This is a genomic window from Brucella pseudogrignonensis (assembly GCF_031454375.1).
Lineage (GTDB): Bacteria > Pseudomonadota > Alphaproteobacteria > Rhizobiales > Rhizobiaceae > Brucella > Brucella pseudogrignonensis_A.
Genome location: NZ_JAVDQT010000003.1, coordinates 293,897 through 312,581, shown reverse-complemented (window position 1 = coordinate 312,581; position 18,685 = coordinate 293,897). Strand labels below are relative to the sequence as shown.

The following is an 18,685-nucleotide window of genomic DNA, read 5'->3' as shown; positions in this document are numbered from 1 at the left end:
CGATGCCCCGGCTTTTTTGATCGACAGGAAATTAGTCTTTCGCAAAAATTGTCGCGTTCTGTGATGTCGTGACCATAGTGTTGTAATCACTGACGATCCACTGGAGATCAGAGGCAACATTGCCCTTGCGTGCATCGCCTTTGGTCTTTTCCAGCTTTTCCTGGAAGTCGCGCAGCTTGCCCAACAGGCTTGCAGGACGGGATTCAAAAACATGGAACGAATTCGGATGCTCGGTTGCGTAATCATCCATTTCACGAACGGCGGCAGCATAGGCATCCATAGCCTTGCCAAAGGCTTCCATATCGACAACCGGCTTTTCGTTCTCTGGCAGAAGTTCAACGACGGCATTGGCACGCATCATAACATTGCGAACCTGCCAGTTGGCTTTTTTGCCTTCGGCCTTTTCAAGCGCATCAAGTTCTGCCAGATCGATCTTGGCTTTTTCCTCGCCTAACAGCGCATCGACACGCTTACGTTCTTTGGTGAACTCTGGCGCATATTCCGCGATCTGCTTGTGAAACTCTTTCGCACCGGCAAATTTGTCGGACTTATAGTCCTTGCGGTCATAATATTTGCTCGCCTTTTCAACAACTGGGGCAAGCTTCTGATAAATCGCAATATAGCTCACCATTGCTTCATCAAGCGCAGGGAGTTTTGGGTCCGCCTTTGTGGCTTCTTCAGCAGCTTCAATTTCGCTGCGCACATCATAGAGCGAATAAAGGCCATAGACATTGCGCTCCTTGCCGGTCGGGCCTTTTTTCATATCGACCCAGCTATCGTAGCGGTCGAGCGATTCCGAAGCGCGGATGGTGCGGTTGAGAAGCGAAACATAGGCGTTCATTTTGCCAATCGCAGCGTTCGGGTCAGTCTCATCGGCAGATTGCGCAAAGGTGGTAACTGGCAGGATGACCGCCAGAAGTGTGAAAAGGATCGCACGAGGCGAGAAGCGTTTCATGTGATTTTCCCTCATTGAGTACATTCTAAAAACTGTGAAATGATTGCAGTGCTTTGATTTTCAAGGCCGGAAGTATGTCCCCCTCCGCCCTAATTTTTCTCTGGCCTATCATTGTTGGGCCCATCATTGCTTGGCATTGTCAGGGAGCCAGTTGCTCCCGGAGCGATTTCTTATGACGGTGATGATTGTGGTGACGATTGAAAGCACAATCAGATATTCGACAAAGCGGAATGGAAACACAAACCAGCCGCTGATCGTTCGTTCGATTGCGCCATAGAAATTGACGATCTGGAATTCGTAATTCACGCCGGTGCTGCCGCCGCCATGACTGACGATTTCTTTGATTTGAAGATGACTGCCGGGGCTTCCGAACAGCCATGAAAGTGGCTGATTGTAGACAGGGTTGCCACGGCTATCGAAAAACATGGCCACAAATGACATGAATGAAATCATGATGGCTGCAGCTTCCGGCTTTCGCCAGTCGATCTTTGCAAACCAGAATATGGCGGAGCAGACGATAAGAAGAAAGATGCTCGCAACGCCATCGATAAAGATGACGCCATACATCCCATACATGAGGCCGAGCCCCACAAGGGAGAAGCAAGCAATAGCAGCGGCGGCGATGGCAAATATGCCAAGCACTTTCGTGATGGTTCCTGTTTGCATAACGCGCAAAAAGCATGCACCCGCAAGAATGACAAGCCTTATTAGAGTTTTCTACTTTATGAGGGCGCTCTAAATGTTTGTTTTGTTCTGCGAATGCCAAGGGCGGGGATGATCCCCGCCCTCGTGTTTGAGTATTTCAGTTTTAAAGTCCGGTCATAGCCAGCGAGGCATCGGTGTATCTTTTGCCGGCAATCTTTTCGAAATCAAAGAGACTGTTGAGCTGTGCCAGATCGTCGCTGCTCAATGATACATTTGCAGCACCGGCATTGTCTTCAAGATGATTGACCTTGCGGGCGCCGGGGATCGGTACGATGAAATCGCCCTGATGCAGAACCCAGGCAAGTGCCAGCTGTGCCGGGGTCACTTGCTTTTCAGCCGCCATATCGACGATGAGATCGACCTGCTTGTTATTGGCTTCGAGGGCACCCGGTTGGAAGCGTGGCAGTGTCTTGCGGAAATCATCCGCTGCGAGATCAGATTGCGAGCGAACCTTGCCCGTTAACATGCCGCGACCAAGCGGGCTGTAAGGCACAAAACCAATGCCAAGTTCGGCACAGATTTTCAGCACATCATTTTCGGGATCGCGTGCCCAGAGTGAATATTCGCTCTGAAGAGCAGCAATCGGGTGGACTGCATGAGCGCGGCGCAACGTGTTTGCACCGGCTTCTGAAAGACCGATGGTGCGGATTTTGCCCTCGTCAATCAGGTCTTTCATTGTGCCGATGACATCTTCGATTGGCACATTCGGATCAACACGATGCTGATAGAACAGATCGATCGTTTCAATGCCAAGGCGCTGCAAAGAAGCCTCTGCCACGGCGCGGATGTTTTCTGGGCGACTATCCACACCCACAGGCGTGCCGTCTGCAATTTTAAAGCCAAACTTTGTGGCAATCGTAACTTTATCGCGGATCGGTTTCAGTGCCTTGCCGAGCAACTTTTCATTTTCATAGGGTCCGTAGACTTCGGCTGTATCAAAAAATGTGATGCCAAGATCAAAAGCACGGTGCAAAGTTGTAATGGCATCCTGTTCGTCCTGTCCACCATAGGCATAGCTCATGCCCATGCAGCCAAGGCCGATTGCAGAGACAGTGAGGTCCTGGCCAAGCTTGCGCGTTTTCATCGATATTCCTTTCGGGACAAGTTTTAAAATCTGGGAGCGCGGTGCTCTGAAAGCGCAGAGCGTCCGGCGAGACTGAAACTACTCCTCGATCCGGCGTTCGATAATACTGATTTATTTTCACGGGCTATTCTATATTTTAGAACAATGAATCGAAATCAGCTTTCCCAACTGGCCGTTTTGGCCGCCGTTGCAGCCCATGGCAGTTTTCGCGGTGCCGCGCGTGAATTGTCGATTGCGCCATCCGCAGTCAGCCATGCAGTCTCATCTCTTGAAGACAGTCTTGGCATCCGTTTGTTGTCACGCACCACGCGCAGTGTTGCGCCCACGGATGCGGGACGACAATTGCTGGAGCGACTCGCTCCGGCGCTTGAGGAAATTCATCAGGCACTTGGTGCCGCAATCGAGGCACGCGAACGCCCAGCGGGCATGCTGCGCATTACGATGCCGCATATCGCAGCGCAGTTTGTCATTGCGCCGCAGCTTCATGCTTTCGCTGAAGTCTACCCTGACATTACGCTGGATTTGACAATAGAAAGTGCGCTTACCGATATTGTTGCAGAAGGTTTTGATGCTGGTATGCGGCTTGGTGAAAGCCTTGAGGCTGATATGATCTGCGCCCGGCTGACAGGCGACCTGCGCGCTGCCATTGTGGGAGCGCCGTCCTATTTTGAAACGAAAGCCATCCCCGAGCATCCGCATGATCTGATGCAGCATCGTTGTGTGCGGCAACGCTTTTCCAGCGGACAGATTTACAATTGGGAGTTTGAAAAAGACGGCAAAGAGATAGAGGTGGCAATCAAAGGGCCACTTATTCTCAATGATGACAGGCTGATTCTTGATACTGTTCTGAACGGTACCGGCCTTGCCTATCTGTTTGAAGATCACGTTCGCGACGCACTTGCGGATGGAAGACTGGTCAGAGTGCTTGAAGACTGGTGCCAGCCATTTGCAGGGCTGTTCCTTTATTACCCAAGCCGCCGCCAAATGAGACCTGCTCTGCGTGCATTTATCGATTTCTTTCGCGGGTCTTATGAGATGCAGAGCCGCTTTCTGGGTGCTTGAGCATGGATCATCTTCGCTATTCTGATCTTTCGCAAAAATTTCAGACGGAGCATTTTTGCAGGCTCATCAAAACCAATCCCGTTCTCTGGGATGCGCTGTTGCTTGCGCGCAGTTTGAACCTTCCGGATTGGTGGCTGGTCTCCGGCGCGCTATACAATTCAATATGGAATGCACTGACGGAACGCCCCCATGACTACGGCATTAAAGATATCGACATCGTTTATTTCGATAGTTCTGATCTTTCATGGGATGCGGAAGATAATGCCATTCAGTCAGGTGCAAAAAAATTTAAAGGCTTTTCGTTGCCTGTTGAGATACGCAATCAGGCGCGTGTTCATCTGTGGTTCGAACGTCACTTCGGAAAACCCTATAAACCGCTTCGGTGCGCGTCCGAATCGATTGAGCGCTATGCAGCGATTGCTCATTGCGTGGGCGTGAGGCTGGAAAACGATGATACGCTGACTATTCACGCACCGTTTGGGCTGGATGACATTTTTTCATTTCGTATTCGGCCTAATCATGCCATCGATAATCGCGAAACATATGACAATAAGGCTCGCCGTGCATTGGAATGCTGGCCTGAGTTGACTGTTCAGTGCTGGGGCAAACACGGTTGAAGCCATTATGAGCAAAGGGATCGGCATGTTTCGTTGGGGTATTCTTTCCACCGCCAAGATTGGCGTAACGCAGGTCATTCCGGCACTTTGTGCTTCGGACAATGGTGTGGTTCATGCCATTGCCAGCCGTGATGAGGCGCGTGCACGCGCCGTTGCAGATCGCTTTGGTGCTCCACTGGCTTTTGGTTCTTATGAGGAACTGCTGGCAAGCGACGAAGTTGACGGTGTCTATATTCCGCTGCCAACTTCACAGCATATTGAATGGACGCTGAAAGCAGCTCAGGCCGGTAAGCATGTGCTATGCGAAAAGCCAATTGCGCTCAAAGCTGACGATATTGATCAACTGATTGCCGCACGCGACAAGCATAAGGTCACAATCGCTGAAGCCTTTATGGTTTTCTATCATCCGCAATGGATCAAGCTGCGTTTTCTGCTCGAAGAAGGCGCGATTGGAACGCTGCGTCATGTGCAGGGTGCGTTCAGCTATTTCAACAATGACCCATCCAATATGCGCAACCAGCCGGAGCTTGGCGGCGGCGTGCTGCCGGATATTGGTGTTTACCCGACTGTTGTTACGCGTATGGTCACGGGCAAGGAGCCGCTCTCGGTTCAAGCTACGGTCGAGTATGATCCGAAGTTCGGCACGGATCGCTATGCCAATGTCTCGGCCCGATTCGATGGTTTTGATCTGAGCTTCTATGTTGCCACCCAGTTGGCCGGTCGTCAGACGATGGTTTTCCATGGCGATAAGGGCTTTATTGAAGTTCACGCACCTTTTAACACCGGCAAATATGGTCATGGCCGCATTACGCTCTATAATGCAGGACATACGGAGGCGACAGAGTGGTCGTTCTCCGATACAGACCATTATAAGCTTCAGGCGGAAAACTTCGTGCGCGCCACGAAGGACGAAGGCGTGATGCTGTTTTCTCTGGAAAACTCAAAAGCCAATCAGAAATTTATCGATGCGATTTATCGCGCTGGTAAAAGCGACGGCTTCGTGAGTGTCTAAAGCATGTCGCGGAAAAGTGGGAACCGTCTTCGCGGGGCAATCAGTTCACTGGACTGATTGCTGATTCCGCTTCGATCCGATAACGACATGCGAGATACAAAAAGACAGAGCGAGTACAGCGGTTGCGATTAAAATGCGGCACGCTCTGAGAGCTGAAAAGTTTAACAGGCAGGAATCTTTCACTGTGATGCGTCTTGTGACTTGCAGTGAAAAACTGCCTTTCTTATATACGCCTCGCACAGGGCTTTGATAAAAGGCCGGGTGGCTTGAAAAATGCTTCCCGACTTCACACCTTGAAGCAGGCATTGTGAAACCGATAGGAACCGCACATGAAACGCTCGGTAGAGGTTTTTGCGGTTTGCTGAATGGAGAGAAATATGGCTAAAGTTATTGGTATCGATCTGGGAACGACCAACTCCTGCGTAGCCGTCATGGACGGAAAAAGCGCGAAGGTCATTGAAAATGCTGAAGGTGCGCGTACGACACCTTCGATCATCGCTTTCAGCGATGGTGACGAACGTCTCGCTGGCCAGCCTGCGAAGCGTCAGGCTGTCACCAACCCTGAAGGCACTCTGTTTGCCGTAAAGCGCCTGATTGGCCGCCGCTTTGATGACCCAATGGTCACCAAGGACAAGGATCTTGTGCCTTACAAGATCGTCAAGGGCGACAATGGCGATGCATGGGTTGAAACCCACGGCAAGAAATATTCCCCATCGCAGGTTTCCGCGATGATCCTTCAGAAGATGAAGGAAACTGCAGAATCTTACCTCGGTGAAACTGTGACGCAGGCCGTTATCACGGTTCCGGCATACTTCAACGATGCTCAGCGTCAGGCAACCAAGGATGCCGGCAAGATTGCTGGTCTTGAAGTTCTGCGCATCATCAACGAGCCAACTGCTGCAGCCCTTGCTTACGGTCTCGATAAGAGCGAAGGCAAGACGATTGCTGTTTACGATCTTGGCGGTGGTACGTTCGACGTTTCCGTTCTCGAAATCGGCGATGGCGTGTTTGAAGTGAAGTCGACCAACGGTGATACGTTCCTCGGTGGTGAAGACTTTGACATGCGTCTGGTTGAATATCTGGTTGCCGAGTTCAAGAAAGAACAGGGCATCGATCTGAAGAACGACAAGCTTGCTCTGCAGCGCCTTAAGGAAGCTGCTGAAAAGGCAAAGATCGAACTTTCGTCCGCACAGCAGACCGAAATCAACCTGCCATTCATCACCGCTGACCAGACCGGTCCTAAGCACCTTGCTATCAAGCTTTCGCGCTCGAAGTTCGAAAGCCTGGTTGACGATCTCGTGCAGCGCACGGTCGAGCCATGCAAGGCAGCGCTCAAGGATGCAGGCCTCAAGGCTGGCGACATTGATGAAGTTGTTCTGGTTGGCGGTATGACCCGTATGCCGAAGATTCAGGAAGTCGTTAAGGCTTTCTTCGGCAAGGAACCACACAAGGGCGTGAACCCGGACGAAGTTGTTGCTATGGGCGCAGCAATTCAGGGCGGCGTTTTGGCTGGCGACGTCAAGGACGTTCTGCTGCTCGACGTGACCCCGCTTTCGCTCGGCATTGAAACGCTTGGTGGCGTGTTCACACGTCTGATCGAACGCAACACCACGATCCCGACCAAGAAGTCGCAGACCTTCTCGACCGCTGAAGACAATCAGTCGGCTGTGACGATCCGCGTGTTCCAGGGCGAGCGTGAAATGGCTGCCGACAACAAGATTCTCGGCCAGTTCGATCTCGTTGGTATTCCACCAGCACCACGTGGCGTTCCACAGGTTGAAGTGACGTTCGATATCGACGCTAACGGTCTCGTCAACGTGTCTGCGAAGGATAAGGGTACCGGCAAGGAACACCAGATCCGCATTCAGGCATCGGGTGGTCTTTCGGACGCTGACATCGAAAAGATGGTCAAGGACGCGGAAGCAAATGCTGAAGCCGACAAGCAGCGTCGTGACGCTGTTGAAGCCAAGAACCAGGGCGAAAGCCTCCTTCATTCGTCTGAAAAGTCGCTGAAGGAATATGGTGACAAGGTTTCTGCTGAAGACAAGCAGGCTATCGAAGGCGCAATTGCAGCTCTTCGTACCGCGCTTGAAGGCGAAGATGCTGAAGACATCAAGGCGAAGACGCAGACTCTTGCCGAAGCTTCGATGAAGCTTGGTCAGGCCATGTATGAAGCAGCGCAGGCTGCTGAAGAAGGTGGTGCTGCAGGCAGTGAGCAGGCTGCTTCTAACGACGATGTTGTCGATGCCGATTACGAAGAAATCGACGACGACAAGAAAAAGTCGTAAGCCTTGTCCGTAAACGCTCAAGCCCGGGTCACTCCCGGGCTTTTGCGGCCTTTCGGGACGGTTGCACCGGACGGACAAAACTAAGAATAGTCCAGCAGACAAACATATGTCTGCACGAAATGGGACCGTGGAGCCGCACTTGTTGAACGTGCTCCTGCCGTCGGGATAACGAACTATGAAGATCGATTATTACGAAGCTCTGGGTGTGGAGCGAACTGCAGACGATAAGGTGCTGAAAACTGCCTTTCGTAAGCTTGCGATGGAATATCATCCGGATCGCAATCCGAATAACCCGGAAGCTGAAGTTAAGTTTAAGGAAATCGGCGAAGCTTATGAAACGCTGAAAGACCCGCAGAAGCGCGCAGCCTATGATCGTTATGGTCATGCAGCCTTTGAAAATGGCGGCATGGGTGGCGGTGGTTTCGGCGGCGGCGGCTTTGGTGGCGCTGGCGGTTTCTCCGATATTTTCGAAGATATTTTTGGCGAGATGATGGGTGGCGGCGGTCGTCGTCGCTCGAATGGCGGACGCGAACGCGGCGCCGATCTGCGCTACAATATGGAAGTCAGCCTTGAGGAAGCTTTTTCCGGCAAGGCCGCACAAATCCGTGTGCCGACTTCGATCACCTGTGATGAATGCTCAGGCTCTGGTGCAAAGGCTGGTTCGCAGCCAACCACTTGTACGACGTGCGGCGGCGCTGGTCGTGTGCGTGCAGCGCAGGGCTTCTTCTCGGTTGAACGCGCTTGCCCAACCTGTAACGGTCGCGGTCAGATTATCAAGGATCCTTGCGTCAAGTGCCACGGTCAGGGTCGTGTTACGCAGGAACGCTCGCTTTCGGTCAATATCCCGGCTGGCATCGAAGACGGTACTCGTATTCGTCTCGCAGGTGAAGGTGAAGCTGGAACACGTGGCGGACCTTCGGGCGATCTTTATATCTTCCTGTCGGTGAAACCGCATGAGTTCTTCCAGCGCGATGGCGCGGATCTCTATTGCAAGGTGCCGATTTCAATGACGACGGCGGCACTAGGCGGCGAGTTTGAAGTTTCCACGCTTGATAGCACCCAGACACGCGTAAAAGTGCCGGAAGGTACGCAGAACGCCAAGCAGTTCCGCCTCAAGGGCAAGGGCATGCCGGTTCTGCGCCAGCAGGCGACGGGTGATCTTTATATCCAGATCGATATTGAGACACCGCAGAACTTGTCCAAGCGTCAGCGTGAATTGCTTGAGGAGTTTGAAACACTCTCGTCTAAGGAAAACAGCCCAAAATCGGCTGGTTTCTTCTCCCGGATGAAAGAGTTTTTCGAGGGTATTGGTGAGTGATGAAAAAGGGAGCTGTTTGGCTCCCTTTTTTTATTTCTCTCCCTATTCCTGCCTTGCTTAAGTCATCTGATGCGGCATAAACTTGTCTGATAACGACAATGGGAGCAGTGAGAATGGCAGGACAACTCGGCAGGAAACTGGCCGCTAAGTTCGATGAGGAAATCCGTTTTTTCAAAGGTTGGATAGACGGACCGAAAGCGGTTGGCGCGATATTGCCGACAAGTTCGATTACGGCGCGCCGTATGGCGAGCGTTATTGATACAAGATCAGGTTTGCCTGTTCTTGAACTCGGACCTGGTACAGGTGTCATCACCAAAGCCATTCTTGCGCATGGCGTGAAGCCATCCGATCTTTACTCGATCGAATATTCTCCAGCTTTTGTCGAACATCTCGAAAAAGCCTATCCCGATGTGAATATCATCGAGGGCGATGTGTTTGATCTCGATACTGCACTTGGTTCCATGAGAGATCAGCAGTTCGACAGCATTGTTTCAGCTGTTCCGATGCTGAATTTCCCAATGCCAAGCCGTATTAAGCTGATGGAAGATCTTTTGTCACGCATTCCGCGTGGCCGTCCGCTGATCCAGATTACCTATGGCCCACGCCCTCCGGTGCCTGCTGGTAAAGGCAATTATACCGTGCAGCATTATGATTTTGTCGTGCGCAATGTTCCGCCTGCACAGCTTTGGGTCTATCGCCGCCCGATCACCTGATATTTGGAGTAACAATGACTGCACGAATTCTCGTTTTCGCGGGTTCTATTCGCACGGGTGCATTTTCGGCTCATATGGCGGATGCAGCTGAAAAAGAACTCACGCAACAGGGTGCGAAGGTCACGCGCATAACGCTTGCCGATTATCCACTTCCCATCATGAATGAAGATCTGGAAGCCGAAGAGGGCATTCCAGATAACGCCATGAAGCTTGGCCGTCTAATGGCTGGGCATGACGGGCTGATGATCTGTTCTCCGGAATATAATGCATCGATCCCACCGCTTCTGAAAAACACGATTGATTGGGTCAGCCGTATTTCAAAGGACGGCGACAAGCCATTCAAGCCTTATGCGGGATTGACGGTCGGGCTTTGCTCAACTTCCAACGGTGCTTTTGCTGGTATGCGCGGACTTTATCACCTGCGCGCTGTTCTGATGGCAGTTGGCACACAGGTTATCACCGAGCAATGCTCGGTCAGTGGTGCCGCCGATGCGTTTCATGATGACGGCACTCTTAAAAATGAGCGACAAGCCAAAATGCTAAGCGGGGTTTGTAAAAGCCTGATTGCGCATTCGGCTAAATAGACAAGCCAATAATCAATAGTTTGCATATTTCAGGGCGCGGTATCTTTCGTACCGCGCCCTGTTGTGCGAATAAAACAAAAATCACAGCGGAGATTTCCATGACGACGAAAGATTTGCGCGATCAGCTGATCGTGGGCCTCGACGTGCCAACTGTTTCTGAAGCGGAAAAGGTGGTCGAAGAACTGGGCGATGCGGCGACTTTCTACAAGATCGGCTATCAGCTGGTGTTCGCTGGAGGTCTTGATTTCGCAAAGAGCCTGATTGCTGCGAAGAAGAAAGTCTTTCTCGACATGAAGCTGCTCGACATCGACAACACCATCGCCAAGGGCGTGGAAAATGTTGCCAAGATGGGCGTTTCGATGCTCACGCTTCACGCTTATCCAAAAGCAATGCGCTCGGCTGTTCAGGCAGCGCAAGGCTCTGATCTCTGCTTGCTTGGTGTGACGGTGCTGACCTCGATGGATGATGCTGATCTCAAAGAAGCAGGCTATTCCGATACGCCCGAGGCACTGGTGTTGAAACGCGCGCAGCAGGCACGCGATGCCGGTATGGGTGGGATTGTTGCGTCGGCTGCTGAAGCGTTTGCCATTCGTCAGGCCATCGGCCCGGATATGGCGGTTGTCACTCCCGGCATTCGCCCGGCCGGCGCTGAAAAAGGCGACCAGAAGCGCGTCATGACACCGGCCGATGCGCTTAAAGCCGGTGCAAGCCATCTTGTCGTTGCGCGACCAATTGTCGGATCTCATGATCGCAGGGCAGCAGCCCTTGCCATTCTGGACGAAATGCGCTCGGTTAGCTGATAAAAGAGGAGGATGATATGACCAAAGCCTATTGGATCGCCCGCGTAGATGCCCGTGATACGGAGCGCTACAAGGATTATGTTTCGACCGCCAAGCCAGCTTTTGAGCGCTACGGGGCGAAGTTCATCGCACGCGGCGGCAAAGCTGAGGCTGTTGAGGGGCCGGGTCGTGCGCGCAATGTCATCATCGAATTTGAAACCATGCAGCATGCGCTGGATTGCTACAATTCACCGGAATATCAGGCGGCGAAAGCCATCCGCCAGACTGTAGCGGATGGCGAAATCGTCATCGTTGAAGGTGTATAAGCATGTCGCCCAAAAGTGGGAACCGGTTTTGGGTTAAAGACATGCGAAAGACAAAGAACTAAAGCGTGTTACGCTTTAATTATAGCCGAACCAGTGGATCGTGACGACCACTGACCGACAGATCAAGCAGCACGACTTTGCCCGCATGCGGATCAGCATTGCGGGCATTTTCATTCATGCCTTCATGCGCGCTGGTGACAATCAGCGCGCATGCATCTGCGCCGATGAAGGCCGGGCAGGTTGGCTGCGTCACTGGCAGTTTGATTGAGCGGATCAACCGCCCTTGCGGTGAATAGGCATTGAGTGCGCTGCCACCCCAGCAGGCGTTCCACAAGGTTCCTTCGGCATCCACGACAGAGCCATCAACGCCGCCGTCTTCCACGCGATGATGAAACACGCTCTTTTCAGACGTGGGCAGGCCGGTTTCGGGATCAGTATCGACCCGCCAGATGATGTTTCGGTCGGTATCTGCAAAATAGGCGATTTTGCCATCCGGTGAAAAGCAGATCGAATTGGTAATAGTGATGCCAGAGAAAAGCTTTTTAACCTGTCCCTCGCGATGCCACCAGATTGAGCCTGCATCCTTCTCGGCTTTTTTGCCCATTGTACCGATCCAGAACGAACCGGATGGATGCACACGCGCATCATTGGAGCGGGTCACGTCATTATCGGCTTCAAGCGGATGATGCAGCGTGAGGCGTCCGCTGGCGCGTTCGCGCACAAACAGCCCGTGCTCACTCACGATCAGTTGCCGTTCGCGGTCAATCACTGCGAGCGCGCTGGCTTTCATGCCAAGATCATGCGCACGGATTTCACCACTGTCGTCTCGTTCAATCAGCCGCTGGCCGAGAATATCGAACCACCAGCACTGGCCGGTCAGCGGGTCATAGCCCGGGCCTTCGCCCAGTTCAGCAATATGGTCGGCAAATATAGTTGTCTTGACTGCGCTCACCTGTTCCTCCCCGGGGTCATGCCACTTCAACATAATCAAGGCTCGGGCTGCGATCCAGCTACAAATATTTGTGTAAGCAGAAAGGACTATGTTGCAGTCAAATTCCGTTTTAAGTTCGCGCAACTAAGAATCGCGAGGAAATCATGTCGCTAAAAGTTGCGGTCCAGATGGACCATATCAGCACCATCAATATTACTGGTGACACCACTTTTGCTTTGTCGCTTGAAGCGCAGAAGCGTGGCCATGAGCTGTATCACTATATACCAGACCGCCTTTCGATGCGCGATGGTGTTGTTACGGCGCGTCTTGAAAAGCTGGAAGTCCGCGACATCAAGGGCGATCATTTTACGCTTGGTGAGCCGGTGCGTCGCGACATGACGGAAATGGATGTGGTGCTGCTGCGTCAGGACCCGCCTTTTGACATGAACTACATCACCAATACGCATCTTCTGGAGCGCATCCATCCAAAGACGCTGGTGGTCAATGATCCGGCATGGGTGCGCAACAGCCCGGAAAAGATTTTCGTCACCGAATTCCCGGACCTGATGCCGGAAACGCTGATCACCAAAGACCCGCAGGAAGTGCTGGAATTCCGCCGCGAGTTTGGCGACATCATCCTTAAGCCACTTTATGGCAATGGCGGAGCGGGCGTGTTCCATCTGGCCGATGGTGATCGTAACCTGACCTCACTGTTGGAAATGTTTGGTCAGCTCTTCAAAGAGCCATTTATCGCGCAGCGTTATCTCAAAGATGTGCGTTCAGGCGATAAGCGTATCATTCTGATCGACGGCGAGCCGGTCGGTGCGATCAATCGCGTTCCTTCGGAAAGCGATGCGCGCTCCAATATGCATGTCGGTGGCCGTGCGGAGAAGACGCTGCTGACAGCTCGTGAACGCGAAATCTGCGAACGCATCGGACCGTCACTGAAAGAACGTGGCTTCATTCTGGTGGGTATCGACGTGATTGGCGACTACATGACCGAAATCAATGTGACCTCGCCAACCGGCATCCGCGAAATCGAACGTTTCGACGGCACTAATATTGCTGCCCTGTTCTGGGATGCGGTGGAAGCCAAGCGCAAGTAACGTACAATCGCAGAGAAAACTTAAAGGGCCGGTCTGAAACAATCAGATCGGCCCTTTCTCTTGATTGCGTGTATCGAAAATGCTTAAATCTTATGGTTGTATTTAAGCATTTTCTCACGTTTGAGATGTGCTGCGTTTTATGCGGGGGCATATGGTAGCGCGTGTGGGAACGGTTGCCTTTCAGGGCATAGAGGCGGTGCCTGTCGATGTGCAGGTGATGGTGGCGCCGGGCAAGATGGGAATGTCGATTGTCGGCCTGCCCGATAAGGCTGTTGCAGAAAGCCGGGAGCGGGTGCAGGCAGCGCTTCATGCCTCCGGGCTTTCCATGCCGACCAAACGGGTGACAATCAATCTGGCACCCGCCGACCTGCCAAAAGAAGGCTCGCATTACGATCTGCCGATTGCTGTGGGGCTTATGGCTGCGATTGGCGCTATCCCGGCGGATGCTATTCAATCCTACATGGTGCTTGGTGAACTATCGCTCGACGGCACGATCACCGCCGTTGCAGGAGTGCTACCAGCTGCAATCAGTGCGAATCGTGAAGATAAAGGCCTGATCTGTCCCTATGCTTGTGGCTCGGAGGCTGCATGGGCGGGTGCAGACATCGATATTCTCGCGCCGCGCAGCCTGATTGCTCTGGCCAACCATTTCAAAGGCACACAGGTTCTGACACCACCAGATCCATCTATGCGGGTTTCGAGCGAAGTGCAGCCTGATCTGGCCGACATCAAAGGGCAGGAAACAGCAAAACGCGCGCTGGAGATTGCGGCCGCGGGCAATCACAATCTGCTACTGGTTGGCCCGCCGGGATCGGGAAAATCCATGCTGGCACAACGCTTACCGTCGATACTGCCGAAGCTTAGCCCACGTGAATTGCTTGATGTTTCGATGATCGCATCCATCGCGGGTGAATTGTCGGGCGGGAAGCTATCGGATCGGAGGCCGTTTCGAGCGCCGCATCATTCGGCATCCATGGCGGCCATGGTCGGTGGTGGGCTGCGGGCGAGGCCGGGCGAGGTATCACTTGCGCATAATGGCGTTCTGTTTCTCGATGAGTTTCCTGAATTTTCGCCACAGGTCTTGGATTCGCTCCGCCAGCCGCTTGAAACCGGCGAATGCATGATTGCCCGCGTTAATCACCGCACCAGCTATCCGGCGCGTTTCCAGTTGATTGCTGCAATGAACCCGTGTCGCTGTGGCATGGCAGGAGAGCCTGGGCATACATGCGCGCGCGGTCCGCGCTGCCAGAGCGATTATCAGGCACGGATTTCCGGCCCCTTGCTGGATCGTATCGACTTACGCGTCGACATGCCTGCGGTTTCCGCAATAGACCTCATTCAGCCATCACAGTCTGAACGCAGTGAAAGTGTTGCCAAGCGCGTGGCTCGGGCTCGGGCTCTACAGAGTGCACGCTACACGGCGCTTGGGCTTGATGCATCGATGACCAATGCACATTGCTCGGCAAATCTGATTGAGGAAGTAGCAAAGCCGGATGCGGCAGGCGTCAAATTACTGCGCGATGCCAGCGAGCAGATGCGTTTTTCCGCGCGTGCCTATCATCGTATTCTGAAAGTAGCACGCACGCTCGCTGATCTGGATGGTGTTGATCAGGTTAGCCGAATTCATTTGGCTGGTGCGATTTCTTATCGGATGGGTGCGGAGAGGCTGATCGCCTCTGCCTGACCTTACTTAACAGCGCCGACCAGCAGGTTGTCCGGGCTTTCAATTGTGACCCAGCGGCCAGTATTGTTGGCAGCCTGACGCTTAAGGTAGGTATATTCGGTTTCGTCCCAGCGCAGAACTTCGTCGGTCAGATTGTCGAGAACGAAATCGCCGCGATCAGTGCGCACGGTCAGAACTGCATGGCCTTCACCGTCTGGCTTGCGCACAACAGTGATCAGCAGATCGGTCATTGGAATGCCAGCCTTGGCAAGTTCGCGCTGCTTAAGAAGAACATAATCTTCACAATCGCCCACAGTGGTTGGGTAAGCCCAATATTCCTCAACGCCGTAGATTTCCATGTCAGTCATCGGCTTGATGCGTTCATTGGCCGAAAGATTGACGGTCTGAATGAGCTGCCAGTTGTTGTTGTTGAGCGAAAGGGCGCGTGTATCGCGGCTTACGATATTGCATTCAGCAGCTTCACGCTTGCAGAATTCGTAGTGACCAATTGGCTGTGAGGTCAGTTTGCCAGTCTGCATATAAGCGCCGGTTCCAGCCTGTGCACTGAAGCTCACAACGAGAGCAGCGATGCCGATGCTGGCAGCAGCGATAATCTTCATACCTGAGCGAACTACACACAACATACTCAACGCCCTTTTCACAGCCCGCACAGGGCATTTATTAACGAAAAGTTAAAGTATGAAACATGGTCTGAGTCAATTCGAAGTGCCGCGTATTCGCCCAACTTCTTAATTAATGGTTAACGCGGGTATTCGATTATTAATGCATCTTATGCGTGTAATTAGGCGTACAAAAAACCGCCATGGAAGCCCATAGCGGTTTCAAAACATGCTATTCGTTATTGGGTCAGAGTGGCGTAAAGCACACATTTGTGTGGCCGGCATTGATAAAGCCGAGACGCTGCGCAGCGCCCTTGGAAAGATCAAGCACACGTCCTTTAATGAACGGACCGCGATCATTGATGCGGACAACGAGCGACTTGCCATTGCGCTGGTTGGTGACTTTAACCTTGCTGCCAAGAGGCAGCGTTTTATGGGCGGCTGTTAAGCCCGCAGGGTTCATGCGTTCGCCCGATGCCGTGCGGGACGTGAGTGCATACCATGAAGCACCACCACAGCGCGCGGCCTGAGCTTCCATTGCGGTGATCGAGAACAGACCTGTTGTCGCAACGGCGAGCATAGCCATACGGATTTTGAAGTTCATCGTGATTCCAATAGTCGTTTCGAAGAGCCTTCACAGTCATGACTGGTAAAGACTGGAGCCAATTGGAATCTAAATGTGGCGACGACGTGATGTTATTGGGAGTATAATGAGGTGATTGAATCGCTTATTTAAGCGGAATATCATCCTATACTAAGAGTTGTTTATTTGAATTATCAAGAAAAAATCAGGAATATTTTGAATTGAATCGAATTGTTTCTGTAAATCTATTTAAGAATCTCTGGGATTCAATGGCAGACCGCGCTGATCCATGTTTTTAAGCGCGTTTCCCAAGAAAAGCTGCTTACGGGTGGGCGATTGCTTAGCCGCCACAATACAATCTTTATTTGCATCTCTAGTGTTCACTTCGGATTCACAAGATGACAAAATCCGGCCTTTTTTGATCAAAATACAACTTATTCGTGTTTTTAGATCAGTAAAGTTTGGAGTCTTATTTGTAACTTTTGTTGAAATCCTGCGTGATGACGCAGTTTTGTCCACGCGGTCTATGCACGCTAAAGCCAAAATCCTGCTATAAGCGCGCATCTTCAGAATGGATTATCATGCAGGACAATATGCAAAAGGACGATACGGAAACGCCGCTACCGCCAATTTCGGCGGGAAAGCGCATTCTTTATCTGTGCCTTGGCTTTCTTATGGTGGCGTTAGGGATTATCGGCGCAATCCTGCCGGTCATGCCAACAACGATCTTCATTATCCTCGCTGCATGGTTCTTCGCACGCTCTTCGCCGAAGTTTGAAGCGCGTCTGCTGGCCGATCCACGCTTTGGTCCGATGATCATCAAGTGGCGCGCGCGCGGCGCCATTCCGCCAAAAGCTAAACTCTATGCCTGTCTCGGCATGACTTTTGGCTATGGCATGTTCTGGTGGGGCGCACAGCCCGGACCTTTGCTTGCTATCAGTGTCACAATCTTCATGCTTGGCTCGGCCATATACGTTCTGTCCCGACCCAGCGAATAAAGACGATATAGGAAAAGGGGAGTTCCTTCATGCCTGCGCTGTCTGTTAATCCACTCATAGCGACCTTGTCGGCTCCGCCTATTCCTGCTGTGCAAGCGCGGGCACGCCATTATGATGGCGCATATGGGGCGCTGATTGATCTGTCACAGGCTGTTCCCGGTTATCCTCCGCATCCCGATATGTTGCGTTTTCTTGGCGAGGCCGCCGGTTCTTCCGCTTATGCAGGCTATGGTCCGATTGAAGGTGAACCTGTTCTGCGGAAAGCTTATGCTGATCATGTTGGCGGGCTTTATGATGCTGAAATCGACGCATCCAATGTTCATATAACATCCGGCTGCAATCAGGCTTTCATAGCCGCCATCATGTGCGTTGCCCGCAGTGGCGATACGGTCCTCACGACCGATCCGTTTTACTTCAATCATCAGTCATCTCTTGAGATGTTGGGTATCGGCTGGGCTACGCTGCCTTGTCATGCGGAAAATGGTTTCGTTCCGGATATTGAGGATGTGCGGACAGCATTGCAAAAGGGCGCAAAGGCACTTGTGCTGGTTTCGCCTAATAACCCGACGGGATCCGTCTATCCGCCGCAACTGCTTGCTGAAATTTATACAGCCTGTCGTGACAGCGGAACATGGCTGATCCTTGATGAAACCTATCGTGATTTTCTGAGTGATGCGGATCAGGCTCCGCATGATCTGTTTAAGGAAGCCGACTGGCCATCGCATCTGATCCAGCTTTACAGTTTTTCAAAATCCTTCTGCATACCAGGGCACAGGCTCGGCGCCATTGTGGCGGGCGCAGATATGGTGGGCCTTGTTGCCAAGGTGATGGACAATCTCCAGATCTGTGCAACCCGCGCGCCGCAAATTGCAGTCAGCCGGGCGATTAAGCCGCTTACGATCTGGCGCGATGACAATCGCGCAGAGATCGCACGCAGGGCCGCGGCATTGAGAGATTCAATGCACAATCTTGAAGGATGGCGTATTGAGTCCGTCGGCGCCTATTTTGCCTTTGTGCGTCATCCGTTTACAGACGTGCCATCCGCAAGCGTTGCTGAAAGGCTTGCCCGTGAAGTCGGTGTTGTCACATTGCCGGGAAGTTTTTTCGGAAAGAAACAGGATTCATTTCTGCGCTTTGCCTTTGCCAATGCGGATGTTGACGGCATCAAAGCCATGGCTGGCCGCTTATCTCAAATCCGGTTGTGAGGGGTTCTCTGTCAAAAGATCACTCAAATTTGCCCGCACGGTTGAATGACACAGAGCTGTAACACTACTGTCATATGACTGTTATATAGAGCGCGTAGATGGCTGCTGACGCTTTCACGTCATGTGTCTTTTACAA

General features: G+C 52.3%; 19 protein-coding genes. 13 read left to right on the top strand and 6 right to left on the bottom strand.

All coding sequences use genetic code 11. The annotated features are described in order from the left end of the window. Positions 1-31 precede the first annotated feature (31 nt). The 3 genes from J2782_RS12305 to J2782_RS12295 form a co-directional block, all read right to left on the bottom strand. Positions 32-955: a YiiG family protein gene (locus J2782_RS12305; protein ID WP_310012915.1), complete on the bottom strand. Its 924-nt coding sequence runs from the start codon at positions 953-955 to the stop codon at positions 32-34. Positions 956-1,078: 123 nt separating this feature from the next. Beyond that, positions 1,079-1,621 carry a hypothetical protein gene (locus tag J2782_RS12300; protein ID WP_310013344.1) on the bottom strand — a complete coding sequence of 181 codons (543 nt, stop codon included), beginning with the start codon at positions 1,619-1,621 and terminating at the stop codon, positions 1,079-1,081. A 142-nt stretch (positions 1,622-1,763) separates the two neighbouring features. Beyond that, complete coding sequence (locus tag J2782_RS12295) at positions 1,764-2,744, bottom strand: aldo/keto reductase (protein WP_310012914.1); 981 nt, start codon at positions 2,742-2,744, stop codon at positions 1,764-1,766. Between the two features lie 144 nt (positions 2,745-2,888). On the opposite strand from J2782_RS12295, the gene J2782_RS12290 reads away from it, so the two are divergent. The 9 genes from J2782_RS12290 to J2782_RS12250 all read left to right on the top strand — a co-directional run bounded on the left by J2782_RS12290 (position 2,889) and on the right by J2782_RS12250 (position 11,443). After that, a complete protein-coding gene (locus J2782_RS12290; RefSeq protein ID WP_310012911.1) occupies positions 2,889-3,806 on the top strand; it encodes a LysR family transcriptional regulator in 918 nt (305 codons plus the stop codon). Between the two features lie 2 nt (positions 3,807-3,808). Continuing rightward, the gene (locus J2782_RS12285; protein WP_310012910.1) at positions 3,809-4,423 is read left to right on the top strand and encodes a nucleotidyltransferase family protein; all 615 of its coding nucleotides are present in this window, start codon (positions 3,809-3,811) and stop codon (positions 4,421-4,423) included. A 25-nt stretch (positions 4,424-4,448) separates the two neighbouring features. Beyond that, the gene (locus J2782_RS12280; RefSeq protein WP_310013342.1) at positions 4,449-5,435 is read left to right on the top strand and encodes a Gfo/Idh/MocA family protein; all 987 of its coding nucleotides are present in this window, start codon (positions 4,449-4,451) and stop codon (positions 5,433-5,435) included. 377 nt (positions 5,436-5,812) lie between these two features. Continuing rightward, the gene (gene dnaK / locus J2782_RS12275) at positions 5,813-7,723 is read left to right on the top strand and encodes a molecular chaperone DnaK (RefSeq protein WP_310012907.1); all 1,911 of its coding nucleotides are present in this window, start codon (positions 5,813-5,815) and stop codon (positions 7,721-7,723) included. A gap of 175 nt (positions 7,724-7,898) precedes the next feature. After that, complete coding sequence (gene dnaJ, locus J2782_RS12270; protein ID WP_310012903.1) at positions 7,899-9,041, top strand: molecular chaperone DnaJ; 1,143 nt, start codon at positions 7,899-7,901, stop codon at positions 9,039-9,041. Between the two features lie 113 nt (positions 9,042-9,154). Further along, on the top strand, positions 9,155-9,754 hold the full coding sequence (pmtA, locus tag J2782_RS12265; protein WP_310012898.1) for a phospholipid N-methyltransferase PmtA: 600 nt from the start codon (positions 9,155-9,157) through the stop codon (positions 9,752-9,754). Between the two features lie 14 nt (positions 9,755-9,768). After that, complete coding sequence (locus J2782_RS12260; protein ID WP_310012896.1) at positions 9,769-10,338, top strand: NADPH-dependent FMN reductase; 570 nt, start codon at positions 9,769-9,771, stop codon at positions 10,336-10,338. A gap of 98 nt (positions 10,339-10,436) precedes the next feature. Next, positions 10,437-11,138, top strand: coding sequence for an orotidine-5'-phosphate decarboxylase (gene pyrF, locus J2782_RS12255; protein WP_310012893.1), 702 nt, complete (start codon positions 10,437-10,439; stop codon positions 11,136-11,138). A gap of 17 nt (positions 11,139-11,155) precedes the next feature. Beyond that, on the top strand, positions 11,156-11,443 hold the full coding sequence (locus J2782_RS12250) for a DUF1330 domain-containing protein (RefSeq protein WP_007872716.1): 288 nt from the start codon (positions 11,156-11,158) through the stop codon (positions 11,441-11,443). Between the two features lie 79 nt (positions 11,444-11,522). Here J2782_RS12250 and J2782_RS12245 read toward each other — a convergent pair whose 3' ends face one another. Beyond that, positions 11,523-12,395 (bottom strand): SMP-30/gluconolactonase/LRE family protein, encoded by an 873-nt coding sequence (locus J2782_RS12245; RefSeq protein WP_310012889.1) that lies wholly within the window; start codon positions 12,393-12,395, stop codon positions 11,523-11,525. Between the two features lie 143 nt (positions 12,396-12,538). Between J2782_RS12245 and gshB the strand changes: the two genes are divergently transcribed. Then, positions 12,539-13,480, top strand: a complete 942-nt coding sequence (gene gshB, locus J2782_RS12240; RefSeq protein ID WP_310012883.1) for a glutathione synthase — start codon at positions 12,539-12,541, stop codon at positions 13,478-13,480. 151 nt (positions 13,481-13,631) lie between these two features. Beyond that, a complete protein-coding gene (locus tag J2782_RS12235) occupies positions 13,632-15,164 on the top strand; it encodes a YifB family Mg chelatase-like AAA ATPase (protein WP_310012880.1) in 1,533 nt (510 codons plus the stop codon). Between the two features lie 2 nt (positions 15,165-15,166). Here the strand turns inward: J2782_RS12235 and J2782_RS12230 are convergent, their stop codons facing one another. Both J2782_RS12230 and J2782_RS12225 read right to left on the bottom strand, forming a co-directional pair. Further along, the gene (locus J2782_RS12230; RefSeq protein WP_250039380.1) at positions 15,167-15,787 is read right to left on the bottom strand and encodes a transglutaminase-like cysteine peptidase; all 621 of its coding nucleotides are present in this window, start codon (positions 15,785-15,787) and stop codon (positions 15,167-15,169) included. Between the two features lie 223 nt (positions 15,788-16,010). Continuing rightward, positions 16,011-16,367 (bottom strand): septal ring lytic transglycosylase RlpA family protein, encoded by a 357-nt coding sequence (locus tag J2782_RS12225; protein WP_094505942.1) that lies wholly within the window; start codon positions 16,365-16,367, stop codon positions 16,011-16,013. A gap of 560 nt (positions 16,368-16,927) precedes the next feature. Between J2782_RS12225 and J2782_RS12220 the strand changes: the two genes are divergently transcribed. Next, positions 16,928-17,344, top strand: coding sequence for a YbaN family protein (locus J2782_RS12220; RefSeq protein ID WP_310013340.1), 417 nt, complete (start codon positions 16,928-16,930; stop codon positions 17,342-17,344). Positions 17,345-17,373: 29 nt separating this feature from the next. Then, positions 17,374-18,549 (top strand): aminotransferase, encoded by a 1,176-nt coding sequence (locus J2782_RS12215; RefSeq protein WP_310012878.1) that lies wholly within the window; start codon positions 17,374-17,376, stop codon positions 18,547-18,549. The last annotated feature ends 136 nt before the right edge of the window (positions 18,550-18,685 follow it).

What these genes read in the sequence shown, in the direction of transcription:
- J2782_RS12305 (WP_310012915.1), bottom strand. Translation starts at nt 955, where the DNA reads ATGAAACGCTTCTCGCCTCGTGCGATCCTTTTCACACTTCTGGCGGTC.
- J2782_RS12215 (WP_310012878.1), top strand. Translation starts at nt 17,374, where the DNA reads ATGCCTGCGCTGTCTGTTAATCCACTCATAGCGACCTTGTCGGCTCCG.
- pyrF (WP_310012893.1), top strand. Translation starts at nt 10,437, where the DNA reads ATGACGACGAAAGATTTGCGCGATCAGCTGATCGTGGGCCTCGACGTG.
- dnaK (WP_310012907.1), top strand. Translation starts at nt 5,813, where the DNA reads ATGGCTAAAGTTATTGGTATCGATCTGGGAACGACCAACTCCTGCGTA.
- pmtA (WP_310012898.1), top strand. Translation starts at nt 9,155, where the DNA reads ATGGCAGGACAACTCGGCAGGAAACTGGCCGCTAAGTTCGATGAGGAA.
- J2782_RS12250 (WP_007872716.1), top strand. Translation starts at nt 11,156, where the DNA reads ATGACCAAAGCCTATTGGATCGCCCGCGTAGATGCCCGTGATACGGAG.
- J2782_RS12220 (WP_310013340.1), top strand. Translation starts at nt 16,928, where the DNA reads ATGCAGGACAATATGCAAAAGGACGATACGGAAACGCCGCTACCGCCA.
- J2782_RS12225 (WP_094505942.1), bottom strand. Translation starts at nt 16,367, where the DNA reads ATGAACTTCAAAATCCGTATGGCTATGCTCGCCGTTGCGACAACAGGT.
- J2782_RS12290 (WP_310012911.1), top strand. Translation starts at nt 2,889, where the DNA reads ATGAATCGAAATCAGCTTTCCCAACTGGCCGTTTTGGCCGCCGTTGCA.
- J2782_RS12280 (WP_310013342.1), top strand. Translation starts at nt 4,449, where the DNA reads ATGTTTCGTTGGGGTATTCTTTCCACCGCCAAGATTGGCGTAACGCAG.
- J2782_RS12260 (WP_310012896.1), top strand. Translation starts at nt 9,769, where the DNA reads ATGACTGCACGAATTCTCGTTTTCGCGGGTTCTATTCGCACGGGTGCA.
- dnaJ (WP_310012903.1), top strand. Translation starts at nt 7,899, where the DNA reads ATGAAGATCGATTATTACGAAGCTCTGGGTGTGGAGCGAACTGCAGAC.
- J2782_RS12300 (WP_310013344.1), bottom strand. Translation starts at nt 1,621, where the DNA reads ATGCAAACAGGAACCATCACGAAAGTGCTTGGCATATTTGCCATCGCC.
- gshB (WP_310012883.1), top strand. Translation starts at nt 12,539, where the DNA reads ATGTCGCTAAAAGTTGCGGTCCAGATGGACCATATCAGCACCATCAAT.
- J2782_RS12285 (WP_310012910.1), top strand. Translation starts at nt 3,809, where the DNA reads ATGGATCATCTTCGCTATTCTGATCTTTCGCAAAAATTTCAGACGGAG.
- J2782_RS12295 (WP_310012914.1), bottom strand. Translation starts at nt 2,744, where the DNA reads ATGAAAACGCGCAAGCTTGGCCAGGACCTCACTGTCTCTGCAATCGGC.
- J2782_RS12235 (WP_310012880.1), top strand. Translation starts at nt 13,632, where the DNA reads ATGGTAGCGCGTGTGGGAACGGTTGCCTTTCAGGGCATAGAGGCGGTG.
- J2782_RS12230 (WP_250039380.1), bottom strand. Translation starts at nt 15,787, where the DNA reads ATGTTGTGTGTAGTTCGCTCAGGTATGAAGATTATCGCTGCTGCCAGC.